The organism is Halomonas litopenaei (assembly GCF_017303055.1).
Lineage (GTDB): Bacteria > Pseudomonadota > Gammaproteobacteria > Pseudomonadales > Halomonadaceae > Halomonas > Halomonas litopenaei_A.
The window spans coordinates 115,644-134,575 of the sequence record NZ_JAEKJT010000008.1 but is presented as its reverse complement, the minus strand read 5'-3'; the positions used below and the strand labels follow the sequence as shown (position 1 = coordinate 134,575).

Annotated in this window: 14 protein-coding genes; 1 reads left to right on the top strand and 13 read right to left on the bottom strand. The window is 64.2% G+C overall.

Going from position 1 to position 18,932, the window contains the following annotated elements; all coding sequences use genetic code 11:
* Positions 1–114 precede the first annotated feature (114 nt).
* From JF545_RS19995 to hglS, 4 genes are all read right to left on the bottom strand, one after another.
* Complete coding sequence (locus JF545_RS19995; protein ID WP_242520921.1) at positions 115–3,153, bottom strand: HD domain-containing phosphohydrolase; 3,039 nt, start codon at positions 3,151–3,153, stop codon at positions 115–117.
* A gap of 135 nt (positions 3,154–3,288) precedes the next feature.
* The gene (locus tag JF545_RS16240; RefSeq protein ID WP_206943797.1) at positions 3,289–6,186 is read right to left on the bottom strand and encodes an HD domain-containing phosphohydrolase; all 2,898 of its coding nucleotides are present in this window, start codon (positions 6,184–6,186) and stop codon (positions 3,289–3,291) included.
* Positions 6,187–6,358: 172 nt separating this feature from the next.
* Positions 6,359–7,120 (bottom strand): sulfite exporter TauE/SafE family protein, encoded by a 762-nt coding sequence (locus JF545_RS16235; RefSeq protein WP_206943796.1) that lies wholly within the window; start codon positions 7,118–7,120, stop codon positions 6,359–6,361.
* A gap of 148 nt (positions 7,121–7,268) precedes the next feature.
* A complete protein-coding gene (gene hglS, locus JF545_RS16230) occupies positions 7,269–8,606 on the bottom strand; it encodes a 2-oxoadipate dioxygenase/decarboxylase HglS (RefSeq protein ID WP_206943795.1) in 1,338 nt (445 codons plus the stop codon).
* Positions 8,607–8,800: 194 nt separating this feature from the next.
* Between hglS and JF545_RS16225 the strand changes: the two genes are divergently transcribed.
* Positions 8,801–9,724 (top strand): LysR substrate-binding domain-containing protein, encoded by a 924-nt coding sequence (locus tag JF545_RS16225; RefSeq protein ID WP_206943794.1) that lies wholly within the window; start codon positions 8,801–8,803, stop codon positions 9,722–9,724.
* On the opposite strand, the gene JF545_RS16220 is transcribed toward JF545_RS16225, so the two are convergent.
* From JF545_RS16220 to JF545_RS16180, 9 genes are all read right to left on the bottom strand, one after another.
* A complete protein-coding gene (locus tag JF545_RS16220; protein ID WP_206943953.1) occupies positions 9,702–10,430 on the bottom strand; it encodes an amino acid ABC transporter ATP-binding protein in 729 nt (242 codons plus the stop codon). The two genes, JF545_RS16225 and JF545_RS16220, sit on opposite strands and share 23 nt — an antisense overlap.
* 114 nt (positions 10,431–10,544) lie before the next feature.
* On the bottom strand, positions 10,545–11,621 hold the full coding sequence (locus tag JF545_RS16215; protein WP_206943951.1) for an amino acid ABC transporter permease: 1,077 nt from the start codon (positions 11,619–11,621) through the stop codon (positions 10,545–10,547).
* A 94-nt stretch (positions 11,622–11,715) separates the two neighbouring features.
* Positions 11,716–12,891, bottom strand: a complete 1,176-nt coding sequence (locus JF545_RS16210; RefSeq protein ID WP_206943792.1) for an amino acid ABC transporter permease — start codon at positions 12,889–12,891, stop codon at positions 11,716–11,718.
* Positions 12,892–13,044: 153 nt separating this feature from the next.
* On the bottom strand, positions 13,045–14,082 hold the full coding sequence (locus JF545_RS16205; protein WP_206943790.1) for an amino acid ABC transporter substrate-binding protein: 1,038 nt from the start codon (positions 14,080–14,082) through the stop codon (positions 13,045–13,047).
* A gap of 237 nt (positions 14,083–14,319) precedes the next feature.
* On the bottom strand, positions 14,320–15,888 hold the full coding sequence (locus tag JF545_RS16200) for a nitrite reductase (protein ID WP_206943788.1): 1,569 nt from the start codon (positions 15,886–15,888) through the stop codon (positions 14,320–14,322).
* Positions 15,885–16,688, bottom strand: coding sequence for a uroporphyrinogen-III C-methyltransferase (cobA, locus tag JF545_RS16195; RefSeq protein WP_206943786.1), 804 nt, complete (start codon positions 16,686–16,688; stop codon positions 15,885–15,887). Before cobA ends, JF545_RS16200 begins: the two co-directional genes overlap by 4 nt.
* Before the next feature lie 13 nt (positions 16,689–16,701).
* Positions 16,702–17,877, bottom strand: coding sequence for a heme d1 biosynthesis radical SAM protein NirJ (nirJ, locus tag JF545_RS16190; RefSeq protein WP_206943785.1), 1,176 nt, complete (start codon positions 17,875–17,877; stop codon positions 16,702–16,704).
* The gene (gene ahbB / locus JF545_RS16185; protein ID WP_206943784.1) at positions 17,865–18,422 is read right to left on the bottom strand and encodes a siroheme decarboxylase subunit beta; all 558 of its coding nucleotides are present in this window, start codon (positions 18,420–18,422) and stop codon (positions 17,865–17,867) included. The genes nirJ and ahbB overlap by 13 nt, the downstream gene beginning before the upstream one ends.
* A complete protein-coding gene (locus tag JF545_RS16180; RefSeq protein WP_242520920.1) occupies positions 18,397–18,906 on the bottom strand; it encodes an Lrp/AsnC family transcriptional regulator in 510 nt (169 codons plus the stop codon). Before JF545_RS16180 ends, ahbB begins: the two co-directional genes overlap by 26 nt.
* Positions 18,907–18,932 lie beyond the last annotated feature (26 nt).

Below are 18,932 nucleotides of genomic sequence, written 5' to 3'. Positions count from 1 at the left end.
TGCACTGACGGCATTATGACCCACTTACACCGACTGTACAGGCCCAATTAACGTGGCTTTGCCATCAATAGCGGTATGACATTGCCGATTTTGTGCAGGCGCCTTCGCCAGCCCTCAATCCGCAGCGTCTCCCTCGAGGCCCGCACGCACCAGCAGCGCCTGTGGATCCACCTTGTCCCACTGCCCCGGCTTGAGGAAACGCTTGGCAAAATCCCGATAGACTCGCTGCTCCAGCAGCAGCCGGTACAGGTCGGGGTCCAGATGGCCATCGCGCACCATGTCCGCCAGCAGCGCCAACGCCCGCGACAGCGTCATGGCGGCCTTGTAGGGACGGTCTGCTGCGGTCAGCGCCTCGAACACATCGGCCATCACCATCACTTTTTCCTCGAGGCTCGCTTCCTTCAGCTTCAGGCGCCGAGGATACCCTGTACCATCCATGCGCTCATGATGATTGCCGGCAATCGAGGGCACCTGGCGCAGATGCGCCGGCCACGGCAGCGCCTCGAGCATCATGATCGTCTGGATCACATGCTCCTGAATGCGAAAGCGTTCGACATCATTGAGCGTACCGCGGCGAACCGACAGGTTGTAAAGCTCGCCGTGATGACCCGCCAGCGGACAGGGTGACATGTCAAACTGCCAACGATTGTCCGGATCGCCGCGTTCCACCGCGGGCCGCGAGCGATGCCAGGGAATCTCGTGGCGCGGCAGATCAGCAAGCAGGCGCTCCTCAGCGGGCAGACGACGTACGGGCTCCCGCGCCATGCGTGCCAGCTCATCCCGAGACAGGCCCAGGCGATCGTCAAAGTGGCGCCACCAGCGCCACTCGGCGATCGTGGCCAGTTGCTCGAGCAAGGCGTCACTGATGGCTTCGCCGCCACGATTGGCCTCGGCTACGCACTCGAAGGCGGCGGTAAGCTCTTGCTGGCGGGCATGCCGCCGACGTTCGAGAATGACCGGATCACCACCGTGAGCCCGGCCCTGCCAATAGGCCACGTCGGCATCTCGCCACAACACGTCGAAGCGAGTGCGGATTTCATGAATGCGATCATGTCGGGCTTCCAGCTTGGTGGCCTTTTCCATCACCTCATCGGGAATGGCCAGCTTGCCGCAATCATGCAGCCATGCGGCCAGATGAAAGGCACTGCGCTGGCGCTGATCAAAGTGGACCTCGGCAAAGGCCCCCGAATCCGCTCGCTCTATGGCATTGACGATCAACTCCGCCAGGGCGGGGACCCGCGAGCAATGACTGCCGGTATGCGGTGACTTGGCATCGATGGCACGGGCCACCAGCTTGACGATGCCGTCCAGTAGACGCGCCTCGCCCTGGAGCAACCTGCGCAGGTCGATGGCCACCGCCGCCGCGGACGACACCTCCTTCACAAAGGCGCGCCAGTGCAGGTCATCGTCGTCGGTCGAACGCAAGGCCACCGCCAGCAGTCCCAGAATCGCCCCCTCTCGATTGCACAGCGGCTGCAGCAGATAGCCGTGCCGATCAAAGTCAGCCTCAAGCCGCGCCAGGGCACCTTCGGGGGACCCTTCAAGTGCCAGTGCAGGTGCCCTGGGGTCGCTGTCCGGGTCACGGGCCTCACCCGACTGCGCCACGCGTTCAAAGTGCCTCTCGTTATGTTCATCGGCCAGATAGATGGCGCCGGAGCGGCTGCCAGCACCCTGCAGCAAGTCTTCGAGGATACTGGTCAGCATCGGTGCCAGCTGCGGCTCGCTGTTGAGTACGCGGGTGATGCGCCCAAACCCTTCCACGCCCCGGGACAAGCGCCCCAGGGCCAGACTCAGCCCCCTGACCTCCGACACTCGCGAGCTCACTCCGTGGCAACCGGCGAAGTCGTAGCGGCCCAGCGCTTCCACCTGCTCGGACAAGCGCTGCAGCGGCCGCCCAAGACGCCGTCCCAGGACCAGCCCCAGCGGCAGTAGCGCTAGCGTCACCATGCCGGCCAGTACCGAGCTTTCGATGATCATCTGCCCCGCACCGGCGGACAGCTCCTCCTCAGGCACCACCGCCAATAGCTGGGTGGGCTGGTTCCCCAGACGCGCAAACGGCAGCACCAGCCCCCACCAATGACGCCCTTCGTGCTCTAGTCGCACAGGGCTTTGCTCGCCCGACGGTAGGTGCTCTCTCGTGTGTTCCAGCGCTCTCAACTTTCGTAGCACGGGAAAATTCAGCTCGTCGATCGATGCCAGGCGGCCATCCGAGACCGCCCTGCTCGACCCTGGCTGATCGAGCGGGGCAATGCCAGGCGTCGCGATCAAGGGCGAGCTGGAGGTCGTGGATGCGCTGGAGGAGGAGTTGGCTGGGTTGCTGGCTGTGTTGCTGGCAGGGTTGCTGGCTGAGGCACTGAGAGTGTCGTCTTCAGCGCTGTGGGTGGTGGTCGCCAGCGCCTGCCCCGTGTCCGTCACGATCGCCATGCGGGTGCCCGGAGTCAGGCGCAGGCTGTCCATTCCCAGGCCGAGGTCCTGGGAAGCCACATCGAGCCCCACCACCACCTCGCCATGACGTCGTGCCATGCTGATGCCGATCTCGCCGGTGTAGTAGAACGCGTAGGGCGCCGTCAGGTAAGACGTGCCTTCCCTGCTGGCCCGCTGAAACCAGGGACGTGTACGCGGATCAAAGAAGTACTGAGCCAGAGGCTCTCGTCCAAGCGGACTCAGCCGCTGATCGTACAGTCGCCATTCGCTGGCGTCCGCGGCGCTGGCATCCCCCGGCACGACCAACGCCAGGTAAGCGGCGTCGGGGTGATGGGCAAGCTCCGGCCGCACGCTCTCCATCATCCGCTCCACGGACCGAAACATCACGAAGTCGCCGTCACCATTGGCCATGTAGACGGCGTCAATCAGGCGGTGGGCGGCCAGCGCAGACGCCATCAGCGGACGTTGCTCCAGCCAGTCGCTGGCGCTACCGGTGGCGCCACTTGCCAGCATGTCGATGGCGACCTGGGACGGCCTGACCAGCGCCTGGGTATGTGCCTCCAGGGTGCTGACCAGCTGATGCGACGTTTCTTCCAGGGTCGCGCCCAGGGTGCGCTGGGACTGATGCCAGGAAAACCACAGCAGCGCGACCGCCATGACCGTCATGACGGCCGCGATGACGACGCCGATCAGCCACTGCATCGAGACGACGAAACGCTGACGGTGCATGATCGAGCCTCGTATGTACGCCGGGGCGGCTGCCTAGGGGGGATCCTCGCGCGCAAGGGCGCAACGGGCTCCTACAACTATATGCAGCATCGATACTTTTTGCCTGCTTACACCGCCATGAAGGGGGGCTGGGGGTCAGCACCCCAGGTGGGAGGACGCCGGTCGTGTGGCACGCGCCTTGATCGCCGCCAGATCGACATCATCGCGCTGTCGGCTCGCGACAAAGCTGTCGGCGTAGCGACGCCATACGCCGCTATCCAGCAGCAGCAGGAAGAGCTGGGCATCCAGGTGTCCCTCGCTGACCATGTCCGCCAGGATCTCCAGCGCGCGGGACAGGGAGAGCCCGACCTTGTAGGGACGATCAGAGGCGGTCAGCGCCTCGAACACGTCGGCCAGCGCCATGACGCGCTCTTCAATGCTGGCCTCGCTGAGCTTGACCTGGCGCGGGTAGCCGCGGCCGTCCATGCGCTCATGATGATTGCCGGCGATTTCCGGCACCCGCCGCAGGTGGGCCGGCCACGGCAGCGACTCGAGCATGATGATGGTCTGGATCACATGCTCCTGCATGCGAAAGCGTTCGACATCATTGAGGGTGCCGCGAGGCACGCTCAGGTTGTACAGCTCGCCCTGGTGCTCGGCCAGGGCTGGGGGCTGCATGGCAAAGCCCCAGCGGTTGAGGGGATCTTCCGGGTGCACCGGCGGACAGGCGCGCTGCCAGGCCAGGCGATGACGGGGCTGATCAGCGAGCAGCTGCTCCTGGGCTGGCAGCGGGTGCACCGGCTCATCGACCAGCTGGGCCAGCTCGGCCTTGGACAGCCCCAGCCGATCATCGAAATGCCGCTGCCAGCACCAGCTGCCGATCTCCACCAGGCGCTGCTGCAACGCTTCTCCCATCGTCTCGCCGCCCTGGTTGGCCCTGGCGACACAGGCGAAGGCATCGCTAAGCTCCTGGCGGCGCTGTAAACGCGTCGCTGCCAGGGTTGTCGCATCACGGCCCTCGGCCAGCCCCCGCCAATAGTCCACATCGGCGTCCCGCCACAGCACTTCAAAGCGGGTCCGCACTTCATGAATCCGGTTATAGCGGGTCTCCAGCTTGGTGGCTTTTTCCATGATGTGGTCAGGGGTGGTCAGCTTGCCACAGTCATGCAGCCAGGCGGCCAGATGAAAGGTCGCCCGCTGGTCATCGCTCAGACTGATGGCGGCGAAAGGCCCCTGGGTGGCCTTGTCCACCTCGTCGATCAGCATCTCGGCCAGCTGCGGCACTCGTGAACAGTGGCCTCCCGTATGGGGAGACTTGGCATCCGTGGCCTTGGCCACCAGCTGGATCATCGCATCCAACAGGCGAGCCTCGGCTTCCAGCAGGCGCCGCATATCGATCGCCACCGCCGCTACCGAGGAGACTTCGGCGACAAAGTTGCGCCAGCGACCATCGTTGTGATCGCGCCGTGGGCGAGCCAGCAACAGCACGCCCAGGCGCTTGTCGGCACGATCACGCAGCGACTGCACCAGATACCCCCTCGCCTCCAGCTGTTCGCGCACCTCGGCCAGTGGGCCACTGGCAGTGGCAATCTCGAGGGCCTCGGGCAGCGGCTCCGATGCGTCAGCGCATCCTGCTTCGGCGGTGGCCACGAAGCGATCAGCCCGAACCTCGTCGGCCAGATAGATCATCCCATGGTGGCTACCGGTCACGCTGAGCAGCTCCCCGAGTATCGCTTCGAGCATGGCATCAAGGCCCTGCTCGCGCCCCAGTATCCGGTTGATCTGCTGAAACTTGCCGGCCCGGTGCACCAGGGTGTCCAGAGCCCGGGACAGGTGCGATACCTCACTCACCCATGACTCCACGCCACGATAGGCCTCCAGGTTGAAATCCGAGATAGTGCGCACCTGCTGGGCCAGGGCCCGTAGCGGTCGTCCCAGGCGATGAGCCAACAGGATGCCCATCGGCACCATCAGCGTGACCAGACCAAGAGACAGCAACAGGCGATGCCACAGTGATTCCCGCATGCTGGCCATCAGCTCGGCCTCTGGAGTGGCCACCAGCAGCCAGGCCAGGCGACTGCCCAGCATGTCGAATGACAGCGCCAGCCCCCACCATTGCTGGTCGCCGTGAGCAAAGCGCACTGGCCGCTCAATGACATTCAGCGATCTCAGCGTCACCAACGGGGTATCGCCAAGATCGCTGAGCGTGGTACCCGGCAGCGGCGCCTGGCCCTGGTCGATGTCATGCGCCAACAAGAGCCCATCCGGCGTGGTGATGGCCAGACGAGACCCGGGCTCGGTGGAAAATCGCTGAATCTCGTGGCCCAGGTCCTCTGAGGTCATGTCGATACCCAGCACGGCCCGGCCACTGTGGGAACGTTGCGACAGGGTGACTCCCTGCTCGCCGTTGGTGAAGAAGGTATAAGGGTCCGACAGGTGCGGCAGAAAATCGGTTTCCGCGTCGCGATACCAGGGGCGCGTCCTCGGGTCGAAGCCGTAGTCGACCACCGGATACCGACGCATCTCACGCAGCTGGCCATCCAGCACCTGCCAGTAGCCCTCCTCCTGCCGGCGACTGGCCAACCCCTGCGGGGCCCCGGAGTCGCCGTGCAGGACCAGGGTCAGGTAGATACCGCCGGTCAGGTCAACCTCGGCAGGAATGGCCGTGGGAGAAATACGCTCGATCAGCCGCACCATCAAGAAGTCGCCGGTGTCGCTGCCGATGTAGGCGCTGCCGAGTACCTCCTGGGCCCCTACCGCGGCCGCCAGCAGCTGCAGCATATTGGCGCCGCTGGTGCTGTGGAACTTGTCCACGTCCGCTTCGCTGACCAGCACCCCGAGCATGGCGCGAGCGGGCTCCAGCAGAGCCTGCGTTCGCACTTCCACCATCGTCGACAGCTGCTGACTGGTCCGCTCCAGCGACTGCACCAGCGAGGCTCTCGCCTGGTACCACGACTGCCACAGCAACAGCCCCGCCAGCACCAGCATCATGCCGACGATGGAGGCAGCGATCAGTAGCTGTATGGGCTGTTCTCGATGGAAAGGCAGGCGCATCAAGACGACTCGAAAGAGGCTGTGGCTGGGTGACAGGAATCTATCACTCTATGCCAATTCGCCGTCCTGGGGGCCTGGAGAGACTACCTACTAGGCGGTATATCGCTCGCTTCTTTTGTCCTTGCAGGCACTGGGACAGAGCGCCCCAAGGGCCCCTGGGCGCCTTCATCGCTCACGCCAGCAGGCGCGACAGACCTAACCACACCAGGCGCAGAGACAGCGCCGTCAGCACCAGTCGAAAGCCATGATCGAAGCGATGCTCAGAGAGGCGGTTGAGCAGGCGCAGTCCCAGCCAGGTACCGACCACGCCCATGGCAACCATCGCGACGATCAACGCCAGCCAATCGGCAAACAGAAAGCCGGCCGCCCCGAAGACGAATGCCTTGGTGAGATGCTGGAAGGTCATGCAGGCCGCAAAGGTGGCCACGGTGGTCTGGCGAGGATTGCCATGCTGCTTGATGAAGGCCGCCACCATGGGGCCGCTGGCGCCGACAAAGCTGGACAACAAGGTCGTAACAGCGCCAGCGATGCCGGTACCCCAGCGCCCTAGCGCCCGCTTGGGCAGGCCGGGCCCCCACAGGGTGTAAAGGACGAAGGCGGCGATGGTCAGTTCCAGCAGGCCTGTCGGCAAGCGAATCAGCAGCCAGCTCGCGACCAGGGCCCCCACCCCCGCACCCGGGAGAAACGCCAGCAGCAGCGGCCAGTGGAGGTGACGCCAGCTCATGACCAGGCGCCCCCCATTGGAACCGAGCTGGACCATGCCGTGGACGGGAATCAGCGCAGCTGCCGGCATCACCTGCGCCATGGTCACGATCAGCAGCGTGCCTCCGCCTACCCCGAGGGAGGCGCTGACCAGCGAAGTGAACCCTGACAGCAGAATCAGCCCCAGGCTGACGAGCGGCGGCAAGGGCGACAGGACGGCAAGCCAATCCATGGCAAGGGACTCCAGCAAGATGAGGCAGGGTCCCTTAGCCTACCTTATATCGCAGGGTCGTGGCGCACGCCTCGCGAGTCAGCTCACGGCACGCCCATACATCGAACAGACATCGTGCAGGCACATCAAACGGCCAGATATCGATCGCTCAGGCATCAACGCCCAGGGCAGCCAAGGACGCACGCTCCCGGCGAGCATACTGGTCGAGCTCATCGATGACCGATGCCCCCAGCGCCAACTCGAACGCCTCGCGATTGGCATTGCCCTGGGTCACGGCGCTAGCTTCACCGCCCAGGTTGGACTGGAAGATGCCGGCCGCCGACACCGGCAGGAAGTCCTCGTAGGTCAAGGGGTCGGCCATGACCTTGCCGGCAGCGATCCACTGCTCGAGACCGGCTCCGTCGTCAAGCTCCGCCACGGCACGGTAGTGAAAGTAGGCCAGCCCCTCCCGGCGCAGCACGCTGTCATCGTCGGGGAAGTCCGCAAAGACCTCGGCAAGGCGACGCTGGTGGGCCTCGTTGTCCAATCCCTTTGTGGCCTCGCGAGACTCGGCCAACAGCCGGTCGTAGAGCGCCCTGCCCTTTGGCGTCAGGGCAATGCCTCGCTGCTCGATCTCGCCAAACCGCGCCGTATGCGCCCCTTGATCAGCGCCGAGAAAGTGCGTGGTTTCCTCCAGCGCCTTGAAACTGGTCTGGCGCAGCAGGATCGGCACCTGGCGCCGAGGCGGTCCCTCGATCACCGCCTTGGGTGTCATGCCATGGGCGGGCATCCGCCGCTGCGCCTCATCGATATCCAGGGTGCGGGGCGTCAGATGGTTGATGTGCGGACCGCGGAAACACACGACGTCTGCGATCAGACGATGTGCCGCGTGCAGGCGATCATAGGTGGCACGATCCACCGTCGCGTCATGATGCCAACGAAACGTCTCCAGCGCCTCAGCCACGAAGCGGTCGGCCTGGGCATCGGTCAGCCCGCCCTCGGCCTCGTGGATGGCGATCAGCTCACGCACGGCGGGGGTGAAGATATCTCGCCGGCTGAGGATATCGCTGGCCAAGTCCCTCAGTTCGGCGTCTTCGATCAGATCCAGGCGCAGCAGCGAGGTGAACAAGCGAAACGGGTTGTGGCTCAGGGCGGACTCGTCAATCGGCCGGAAAGCGGTGGAATGGACCGGCACCCCGGCCTCGGACAGGTCGTAGTAGCCCACCGGGAACATGCCCATTACCGCGAAAAGCCGCCTCAACGTCGCCAGTTCCTCGGCGGTACCCACCCGAATGGCGCCATGCCGCTCCACGTCCAGGCGCGACAGCTCACCGCTGGCCTCAAGTCTTGCGGCCAGTGCCGGGTCGGCGGCCAGGGTGTCCCGGTTCACCTCGGCCACCAGGGTCAGCAGGGCGCCATACTGTGGTACCTCTGCCTGATACATGTCCGACATGGCGCTGGCAAAGCGCTGGCGAATCTCGTTGGCGGTCACGATATCGGCTGACATTCCGGCAAGTCTCCTGACTAGAGCGATGGACCCTGCGATGAGACCAGAGACAAATAGCCGCGACAAACGAAAAAAAACGCTGCTAGCATGAAAAAAAGGAATGCAAAGCACCGCACCGCCCCCCCGATAGGGCGGTTGGCGGGCCATATCGATCCCGGCCATCGTCATGCTCGGCCTTGTCAGTCCAGAAACTTATGAAACCCAGACACCTTCCCTCTACCACGACCCTACTGTGCTTTGAAGCGGCGGCCCGCCATCTGAGCTTTACCCGGGCAGCCCAGGAGCTGGCGATGACCCAGAGCGCCGTGAGCAAACAGGTCGCCCAGCTGGAAACCCTGTTACAGCACGCCCTGTTCCGCCGTCTGCGACGTCAGCTGGTGCTGACGCCGGAGGGCTCGCTGTACCTCTCAGAGGTGCGCAAGATCCTGGCGCAGATGGAAATGTCGACCAACACCATCCTGACCTACCACGGTGCCGGGGACGTGCTGAAAGTCGCGACCCTGCCCACCTTCGGAAGTCGCTGGCTGGCGCCGAGATTACCTGACTTTCTGCAGGCTCATCCCGACATCACCCTGCATCTGAGCGACCGTAGCGAAGCCTTCGACCTGACCGGCGACGGTATCGATGTGGCCGTGTTTCACGGCCACGGGCGCTGGCCGGGGCTGGACTGCCACTGGCTCTGCGATGAGGAGGTGGTAGCGGTTGGGGCACCTTCGCGCTTGCCGCGTACCCCACAGCTGGATCAGGCTCGGCTGTTGCATCTGACGACGCGGCCTGACGCCTGGCATCGCTGGTTCGCTGACCAGGGCATCCACCGTCAGCGCAGCTACCACGGCGTACGGGTCGACACCTTTCATACCTTGATTCGGTTGGCCATCGAGGGCGCTGGCCTGGCGCTTATTCCACGCCTGCTGATCGAGCCGGAGCTCGCCGATGGACGCCTCGCCCTCGCCTCGCCACGGGTCATGAGCAGTGCCGACGCCTACTACCTGGTGACGCCGGAACCACTGGGCGAACTGGCCCGCGTTCGGTGCTTCATCGAGCACCTGACGACCGCCGCCGACGGCCGTCAGGACCATGCGGTGGGCGACCCCGTCAGTGACCCAGAATCTGGCTGAGAAATAGCTGGGTGCGCTCCGACCGGGGGTTGTTGAAGAACTCCTCGGGAGGTGCCTGTTCGATGATCTGCCCCTGATCCATGAAGATGACCCGATCCGCCACGGTCTTGGCGAAGCCCATCTCGTGGGTCACGCAGAGCATGGTCATGCCCTCCCGGGCCAGCTCGATCATCACATCCAGCACTTCCTTGATCATCTCCGGGTCCAGCGCCGAGGTGGGCTCATCAAACAGCATCACCTCCGGGCGCAGGCACAGGGCACGGGCGATGGCAACGCGCTGCTGCTGGCCGCCGGACAGCTGGCCGGGATACTTGTGGGCCTGGTTGGCGATCTGCACCCGTTCGAGAAACTCCATCGCGGTCGCCTCGGCCTCGCGCCGGGGCTTCTTCTGTACCCAGGTCTGAGCGATGCAGCAGTTGTCGAGCACCGATAGATGGGGAAACAGGTTGAAGTGCTGGAACACCATACCCACGTGACGGCGAATCTGTTCGATACGCTTGACGTCCTGGGTCATGTGAACCCCACCCACCGTGATGCTGCCCTGCTGGTGCTCCTCCAGATGGTTGATACAGCGAATCAACGTTGACTTGCCGGACCCGGAAGGGCCGCAGATCACGATGCGCTCACCGGGTTTGACGCTCAGGTCGATATCCCTGAGCACGTGAAAATCTCCATACCACTTGTTGAGTCCGCTGATCTCGATCATCGGCGCATCATTGCTGGCTGCACTGGTCGCTTGGGCCGTCATGGCGGCGTCCCCCTGTCACTTGTCTTGGTATCGGCCAGGAGACACCCCATAGGTGCCTCCGGCCCGCTGTTGTCAGTGCCCGGTATGCAGGCGACGTTCGATGTACTGGCTGTACCTGGACATGCCGAAGCAGAAGATCCAGAACATCAACGCAGCGAACACATAGCCCTCGGTGGCAAAACCCAGCCAGTTGGTATCGGTGAGCCCGGCGCGAATGATCGCGAGCAGGTCGAACAAACCGATGATCAACACCAGGGACGTGTCCTTGAACAGTGCGATGAAGGTGTTGACGATGCCGGGAATCACCAGCTTCAGCGCCTGGGGCAGGATGATCAGCCCCATCCGCCGCCAGTAGCCAAGCCCCAGCGCCTTGGCCGCCTCTTCCTGGCCGCGTGGAATGGCCTGCAGACCACCTCGCACCACCTCGGCCATGTAGGCGCTCCAGAAGAACATGATGCCGATCAGCGCCCGCAGCAGCTTGTCGAACTCCACCTCGCTGGGCACGAACAGCGGCAACATCACCGAGGCCATGAACAGCACGGTGATCAACGGCACGCCTCGCCAGAACTCGATGAACACCACCGACAGGCTGCGCACCAGAGGCATCTGCGAGCGACGCCCAAGCGCCAGGATCACGCCCAGGGGCAAGGAGCCGACAATCCCCACGATGGCCACCGTCAAGGTCAGCATCAGGCCGCCCCACTGCCGGGTAGGGACGGCAGGCAAACCGAAGCTGCCGCCCAGCAGCAGCACCCAGGCGATCAACGGAAAGCCGACCAGGGCAAAGATCACGACCCAGCGCTTGGCCGGCATCCGCGGGATCACCAGCCAAGCAATGGTCGCCACCAGCAGCGCCAGGGTGATATCCACCCGATAACGTTCCGCCACGGGATAGAACCCATAGACGATGGTCTCGAAGCGAGCGCTGATGAAGACCCAGCAGGCGCCCTCACCGGTACAGGCGTCGCGGGTAGTGCCGATCCAGTCGGCGTCGATGATGGCCCACTGCACCAGCGGCGCCAGTGCCCACAGCATCACCACCAGGGTGATCAGCGAGACGACGGAATTCAGCGGCGTGGAGAACAGCCGACTGCGCAGCCAACCGCTGACACCGTGCCGCGACACGGGGGCTGGCCGGGCCGCGATCATGGTGTGCTCGGTGGAGAGCGCTCCCGGCACGAGCGAATCGTCGCTCGGCGGATGGATCGGCGACTGGGAAGGAGGCTTGGGGTGGTCCGTCATCTTAGCGCTCCTTCAACAGGGTGCGGGCGTTGTAGACGTTCATCAACGCCGACACCACCAGGCTGATGGTCAGGTAGACCGCCATGGTCATGGCAATGATCTCGATGGCCTGGCCGGTCTGGTTCAGGCTGGTCCCGGCGAACACTGCCACCAGGTCGGGATAGCCGATGGCGGTGGCCAGCGACGAGTTCTTGATCAGGTTCAGGTACTGACTGGTCAACTGCGGCACGATCACCCGCATGGCTTGGGGAATCACCACCTTGCGCAGGGTGATATTGCCTGGCAGGCCGATGGCCCGGGACGCCTCGACCTGCCCCTTGGGTACCGACTGGATGCCGGAACGCACGATTTCCGCGATGAACGATGCGGTGTAGATCGATAGTGCCAGCCACAGCGCCATCAACTCAGGAATGATGGTGACACCACCGGCGAAGTTGAAGCCCTTGAGGGCAGGCGTCTCCCAGCCGAGCGGCATACCGCTGGCGACAAATACCACCAGTGGCAGGCCGATGATCAGCCCGGCACCGAGCCAGTAGACGGGCAGAGCCTTGCCGGTGCGCTGCTGCAGGCGTTTGGCGTAGCGTCCCAGCACCACGACCGCAACCACTGCCACCAGCACAGCCAGCTGGGTCAGTCCAAAGCCCGGCTCCGGCACCGGTGCCGGCACGATCAGCCCTCTCACGTTGAGAAAGAAGGCCTCGAACAGCGACAGGCTTTGACGTGGGCTGGGCAAGGCCTGAAGCACCGCGAAGTACCAGAACAGGATCTGTACCAGCAGGGGGATGTTACGAAAGATCTCGACAAAGGCAGCGGCCAGACGGGCCAAAAGCCAATTGGGCGACAGCCTGGCGATGCCCACGGCAAAGCCGATAAGGGTGGCCGCAATGATCCCGAGCGCCGACACCAGCAGCGTATTCAAAAGCCCCACCACGAAGGTACGGGCATAGCTGCTGTCGCCGGAATAGTCGATCAGCGTCTGGGGAATCGAGAAGCCGGAGCGCTCGCCAAGAAACGCAAAGCCAGTGGTGATACCCCTGGCCTCTAGGTTGGTCAGGGCGTTGCCAATCATCATCGCGATCAGTGCCACAAGGCCTGCCAGCAGCAGCGCCTGAATGATCAGCGCACGAAAGGCGGGGCGCCGCCACAGCGGCGTCCGTTCAATAGGGGGGGTGGACATGGTGGCATCACTCGATCCGCAGGAACTCGGACGGCCCCGGCACTCGCCAGGGCCGCGTCGTACGGGGGGCTGAGCGAGGCCGTTCACCGCCCTCGCTCAGGGCGCTAGCAACCCCGCAGGGTCAAGACGGGCCTGGTCAGGCCCGCCCTGGTCTCAGCGGATCGGCGGCGCGTAGAGGATGCCACCCTCGTTCCACAGCGCATTCATGCCACGGCTGATGCCCAACGGAGAGTTCTCGCCGACGGTATCGGCAAACACTTCACCGTAGTTCCCGACCTGAGACACGATGTTGTAGGCCCAGTCATTGGACAGGCCAAGCTGCTCACCGTAGGTGCCATCAACGCCGAGCAGACGCGCCACCTGGGGGTTGGGCGGATCATTTTTCATTTGCTCGACGTTGTCGCGGGTGATCCCCAGCTCCTCGGCATTGACCATGGCGAAGACCGTCCACTTGACGATATCGAACCACTGATCGTCACCCTGGGCGACAACCGGGCCCAGCGGTTCCTTGGAAATCAGCTCGGTCAGGATTTCGACGCTGTCAGGCTCCGGCAGCTGCAGGCGCAGGGCGCTGAGCTGAGAGGTGTCCGAGGTGAGCACGTCACAGCGGCCGCTGGCGAAGCCCGACGCGGTCTGGTCCGGGGTATCGAAGGTCACGGTGTTGATGTCGATGCCCTTGGCCGGGAAGTAATCCGCCAGGTTGAGCTCGTGGGTGGTGCCGGACTGGATGCAGATAGAGGCGCCGTTCAGGTCCTCGAGGCTGCCGATACCCAGATCCTTGGCCACCATGAAGCCCTGACCGTCATAGAAGGTGGTGGTGGTGAAATTGAGTCCCAGCGAGTTGTCACGGGTCGCGGTCCAGGTGGTATTGCGCGAGAGCACATCGATTTCGCCGGACTGCAGCGCGGTAAAGCGCTCCTTGGCGGTCAGCGGGGTGTAGACCACCTTGTCGGCGTCACCGAATACCGCAGCGGAAATCGCTCGGCAGGTTTCTACGTCGAGACCCTGCCACTTGCCGTTTTCATCCGGCGAGGAAAAGCCCGACAGGCCCACGTTGACGCCACAGTGCAGCTCACCGCGAGAGGACACGTCGTCCAGGGTGGCCGCAGAGGCACTGCTGGCAGCGCCAAGCGCCATGGCAGCAGCTGCAGCAAGAGAGAGGTTCAGCAACGTCTTGTTATTGTGTCGCATGGATTCAGCTCCAGAGGTGTATGGAAGCCCGGCGTGAGCCGATGCACTGGTCACGCGGGGTCTCCGTGTGGGCGTAATGCACCTTTCCACTATCCGAGCCCGACCCTGGCGGGTCAATCCTGACTGCGACGATTGTTTTAAACGTTGGATTGAAGCAGGCACCTTTCGGCCAAGCCTGTCAGCCATCCGATCGCCGGCCCAGCGGCGCCGCCCGGCGCCGGCGGAGGGCCTGGCCAGTCAATGCGAGGTGCCCTCTTCGTAGTGGGTCTTGTTCCACACGTTGTACTTGCCCGATGGCTTGTCCATGGGAATGCGGGTGATTTCCTCCAGGGTGTCGGCGTCGTAGGCGATCACCGCGCCATCGCGCTCCCACAGGCTCAGCAGCAGCGTCTCGCCGTTGCGGTCGAATTCCACGTGGGCAGAAGTCTTGCCGGGCTCAGGGATCAGCGTCTCCACGATCTCGAGGCGATCCTTGTCGATCACGTGGACGCGGTCCCGGTTCGGGCCAAAGAAGACATCGGTCCAGGCGTAGCGGGAGTTGGCGTGACTGCGCATGAAAAAGCCGGGGCCGTCGGTATGCAGCGTCTTCACCAGGGAGTAGTCGTCCATATCAATGATCGACACTTCTGCCTTGGCCAGGTGGGGAATCGCCATCACCCGGCGACCGCCGGTCTCCCAGGTAATCCCGGAGCCCAGGTGCGGCATCCCTGACAGCGGCAGGTCGGCGAGCTTGGCGCCGCTGTTCAGATCGATGACCATGGCGCCGCTGCCGCCCCGGGAGGCACCGATCAGGCGCCGGTACTCAGGGTCAAAGAAGAAGTCGTCCAGGTAGTCCGGTACGGGAATCCGGCGCACCTCGAAGCTGTCCGTCGCGGGCAGGCCAGCATCACTGAGCGGTTCGGCCATATGGCCGGTAGCCACCACCGGCTCCGGAGCGACCGGCCAGGGGATTTCCCAGGCTTCCTTCACGTCCTTGAGCGCGGCGATGAAGCTATGACGAGGAGGCGCGGCATAGACGGCGCTGACCCGGGAGCCATGACCCTCGCTATCGACGGCGGGATAGACCCGCAACGGGTCAAGCTCGTGGGCATCGAACAGCACCAGATTGCCCGGCAGGGTGTTGGCGGCCATCACATAAAGGCCGTCGGCAGACACCGCGATATTGCGCATATTGATGCCTGCGCGCACTTCTGCCACTACCTCAAAGTGGTAGAGGTCGAACTTGGTGATCCAGCCATCGCGGGAGCCGAAATAGACATAGCGACCATCGGGGCTGTACTTGGGACCGCCGTGCAGGGCAAAGCGGGTAGGAAAGCGGGCCAAGCGCTCGAAGGTGTCACCGTCCAGCACGCTGGCATGGTGATCGCCGGTCTCCACCACCACAAACAGATTCTGGGGATCAGCGTCGAACTCGGGGCTGTCGTCGAGGCTCCCCAAGGGATGCGTCACCACCTGACTGGCACGGATGTCGTCCAGCGTCCAGTCCGGCGTTACCGGCGGATCACTGAGTACCCAGTCGCTCAGGGTATCGACCTGTGCGGCGTCCAGAACATCGGCAAACCCCGGCATCTGGGTGGCCGGGCGTCCCTCGGCAATCACCTGCCGCACTTCCTCGGGCTTGATCCGCCCCAGGTTCTGAGGCAATAGCGCCGGCCCCATGGCACCCAGGCGGTCGGCCCCATGGCAACTGGCACAGTGTTCCTGATAGAGCGGCGACGGTGCCGCACTGCCGGCGGTGGTCGCCGCCATGGCCAGCCCCGGCATCACACCCAGGAGCGCCGCACCGAGCAGCCCTGCGAGCTTCATGCCACCGCCTCCGCCAGACAGCCTGCGTCGAGGCGTGCAGCCAGTGACACCACTTCACCCACCACGATCAGCGTAGGCGGCGTCAGCGACTCGTCGCGGATGGTGTCCGGCAGGCGGTCCAGGGTCGTGATGATCCGTCGCTGCTGCGGCGTGGTGCCGCGTTCGATCAACGCCACCGGGAGCCGTGACGGCATGCCGTTGGCCAGCAGCTCTTGGCGAATCAGCTCGGCATTGGTCAGCCCCATATAGAACACCAGGGTGTGCCGACGACTGGCCAGCGCGGGCCAGTCCAGGTTCAGGCTGCCATCGGCACGGGCATGCCCAGTGACAAAGGTCACACCCTGCGCGTAGTCGCGATGGGTCAATGGAAAGCCCGCGTAGGCACTGCAGCCCTGGGCCGAAGTGATGCCCGGCACGACGCGAAACGGAATACCGTTGTCCACCAGCATCTCGGCCTCTTCACCGCCGCGACCGAAGATGAAGGGGTCGCCACCCTTGAGACGCACCACGCGCTTGCCGGTCACCGCCAGGCGTACCAGCAGCTGGTTGGTCTCGTCCTGGGTCAGGGCATGACAGCGCGACGCCTTGCCGACATAGAAGCGCTGGGCCGCCTGCGGCGCCAAGGCCATGACATCGGGTGACACCAGGCGGTCGTAGACGAGGCAGTCGGCCTGGTTGAGCAGGCAAAGAGCTCGCAGGGTGAGAAGCCCAGGGTCGCCGGGGCCTGCGCCCACGATAGCGACTTCTCCCGGGGAGAGTGGCGCTTCACCGAGTTGCTCCTTGAGGGCTTGGATAAACATGGTGGTCTCCCGTTCAGGCGGACGTCAGAATCATCGAGGAAGAGGCGTCAGCCACGCCGATCTCTTCGTTGCTGAGGTAGCAGCCCGGATCCTCGGCCCAGGCATCCCCCTGAGTCTTGAAGGCACGAACCCGCGTGTTGCCATTGCAGATGGCCAGGTAACGGCAAGCGCCGCAACGTCCCTTGAGCGGCCTTGGTCGGGTGCGGAACCCCAGCATCAAGGGGTCGTCGGCCTGGCGCCATATCTCGGAGAAGGGACGGCTGCGGACATTGCCGAGGTGGTGATCCCACCAGAAGGAGTCAGGATGAACGTTGCCGAGGTTGTCGATATTGGCGATGTATTCACCGCTGGCGTTGCCGCCCCAGGCGCGCAGGCGTGCCTCGAGATCGACCGCCCGATTCGGGTAGTGCTGGCTGGCCCAGCGCAGCAGGAAGGGCCCATCGGCATCGTTGTTGCCGGTGACGTACTCGCGGGTGATACCGGCGACCAGCTCATCCCGGCAGCGCTCGAACAGCCGCGTCATGGCATCCCGGGTCATGTCGTGCCAGGCATCGTGCTTGCGATGACGATGCCCGCGGCCCCCGTAGTTGAGGTGGGACAGGTAGAACTTGTCCACATCGTGATCGGCGGTCAGCGCCAGAATGTCATCGAACTGGGCATGGTTGTCCCGGGTCAGGGTGAAGCGCAGCCCCACCTTGATGCCGCGATCCTTGCACAGCCGCACCGCGGCCAGGGAATCGCGGAAGGCGCCCTTGCGCTGGCGAATCTGGTCGTGAGTCGCCTCAAGCCCATCGATGCTGATGCCGACGTAGTCGTAGCCGGCGTTCTGGATGGCGTCGATATTGTCTTCGGTGATCAGGGTGCCGTTGGTGGATAGCCCGATATAGAGCCCCAGCGCCTTGGCATGGCGGGACAGGGTGAAGATGTCCGGCCGCATCAACGGTTCGCCCCCGGACAGAATCAGCGCGGGCACATGGAACGCCTTGAGGTCATCGAGCACCCCCAGCGCCTCGTTGGTGGTCAGCTCGCCGGCGAAGTCGATATCCGCCGATACGGTGTAGCAGTGACGACATGTCAGGTTGCAGCGGCGAATCAGATTCCAGATCACCACCGGCCCCGGCGGCTGGCGCGCGGGAGGCAACGGTGCCGGATGCAGCAGGCTGTCGATGTAGCGGGTTACTCGGAACATGATGCCTCCCGTTGCCGACGCGTCAGCCTCAGTCCCGTCTTCTTGAGAATGCGGGTGCTGAACAGGATCTGATGGTCACGGCAGGCGTCTCCCATCAGCTCGCGCAGTTGCTCGGCCTGGCGCTCGACCTCCTCACGCTGATGGCCATGCAGCATCACGAACAGGTTGTAGGGCCAGTCGGGGCCGCGGCGGGGTCGACGGTAGCAGTGGCTGACGCCGGGCCATTGCGCCAGACGACGACCGATATCAGCTATCCGCGCGTCATCGATATCCCACACCGTCATGCCGTTGGCCAGGTAGCCCAGCCGGTAGTGGTTGGGCACCGCCGCCATGCGCCGCAGCACTCCCGTGAGCAGCAGTCGCTGGAAGCGCGCCAGCACTTCCTCGCCACACATGCCGATACGCTCCCCGACTGCGGTCCAGGGGTCGGCCACCAGAGGCAAGCCGTCCTGGGTCGCCTCGATCAGGGCAAGGTCAGCATCGTCCAGACGCCGGCCTGCGCTGGCCGCCGTGCGATCCTCAGACCGGTAGATGGAGATGGACATGGAACTCCTCCTCCTTGGGCAGATGAATGACCTCGTAACCGCTGGCACCTTCGATCTCCGTGATCACCTCGGCGGTACGCCCAGGCTCGTCACTGGCGATCACGAACCACAGGTTGAAGCGGTGTTCGCGCTGGTAGTTGTGCGCCACCTCGGAGCAGGCATTGACGATCGCTGCCACCCGCTCGACATCGTGCTCGGGCACCGCCATGGCGGCCAAGCTCAGCGCGCCGCCCATGCGTTCAGCCTGAAACATCGGCCCGAAACGACTGAGCACGCCGCGTTCGAGCAAGTCGCGCAGGCTGTCAAGCAGTTGCCGAGAGGTGATGCCAAGCTCCTGGGCCAGGTCACCGTAGGGGTCTGGCGTCAGCGGTACGCCCCGCTGCAGCCGGTTGATGATGTCGCGCTCTTGCTGGGTCAGCTTGGCCACCACATCAACGTGGGCACTGGTGGTTCCGTCCGTGGAGCCGTGATTCGAGGCAGTCATCTTCATGGCTCCTCCGGTAGTGGATG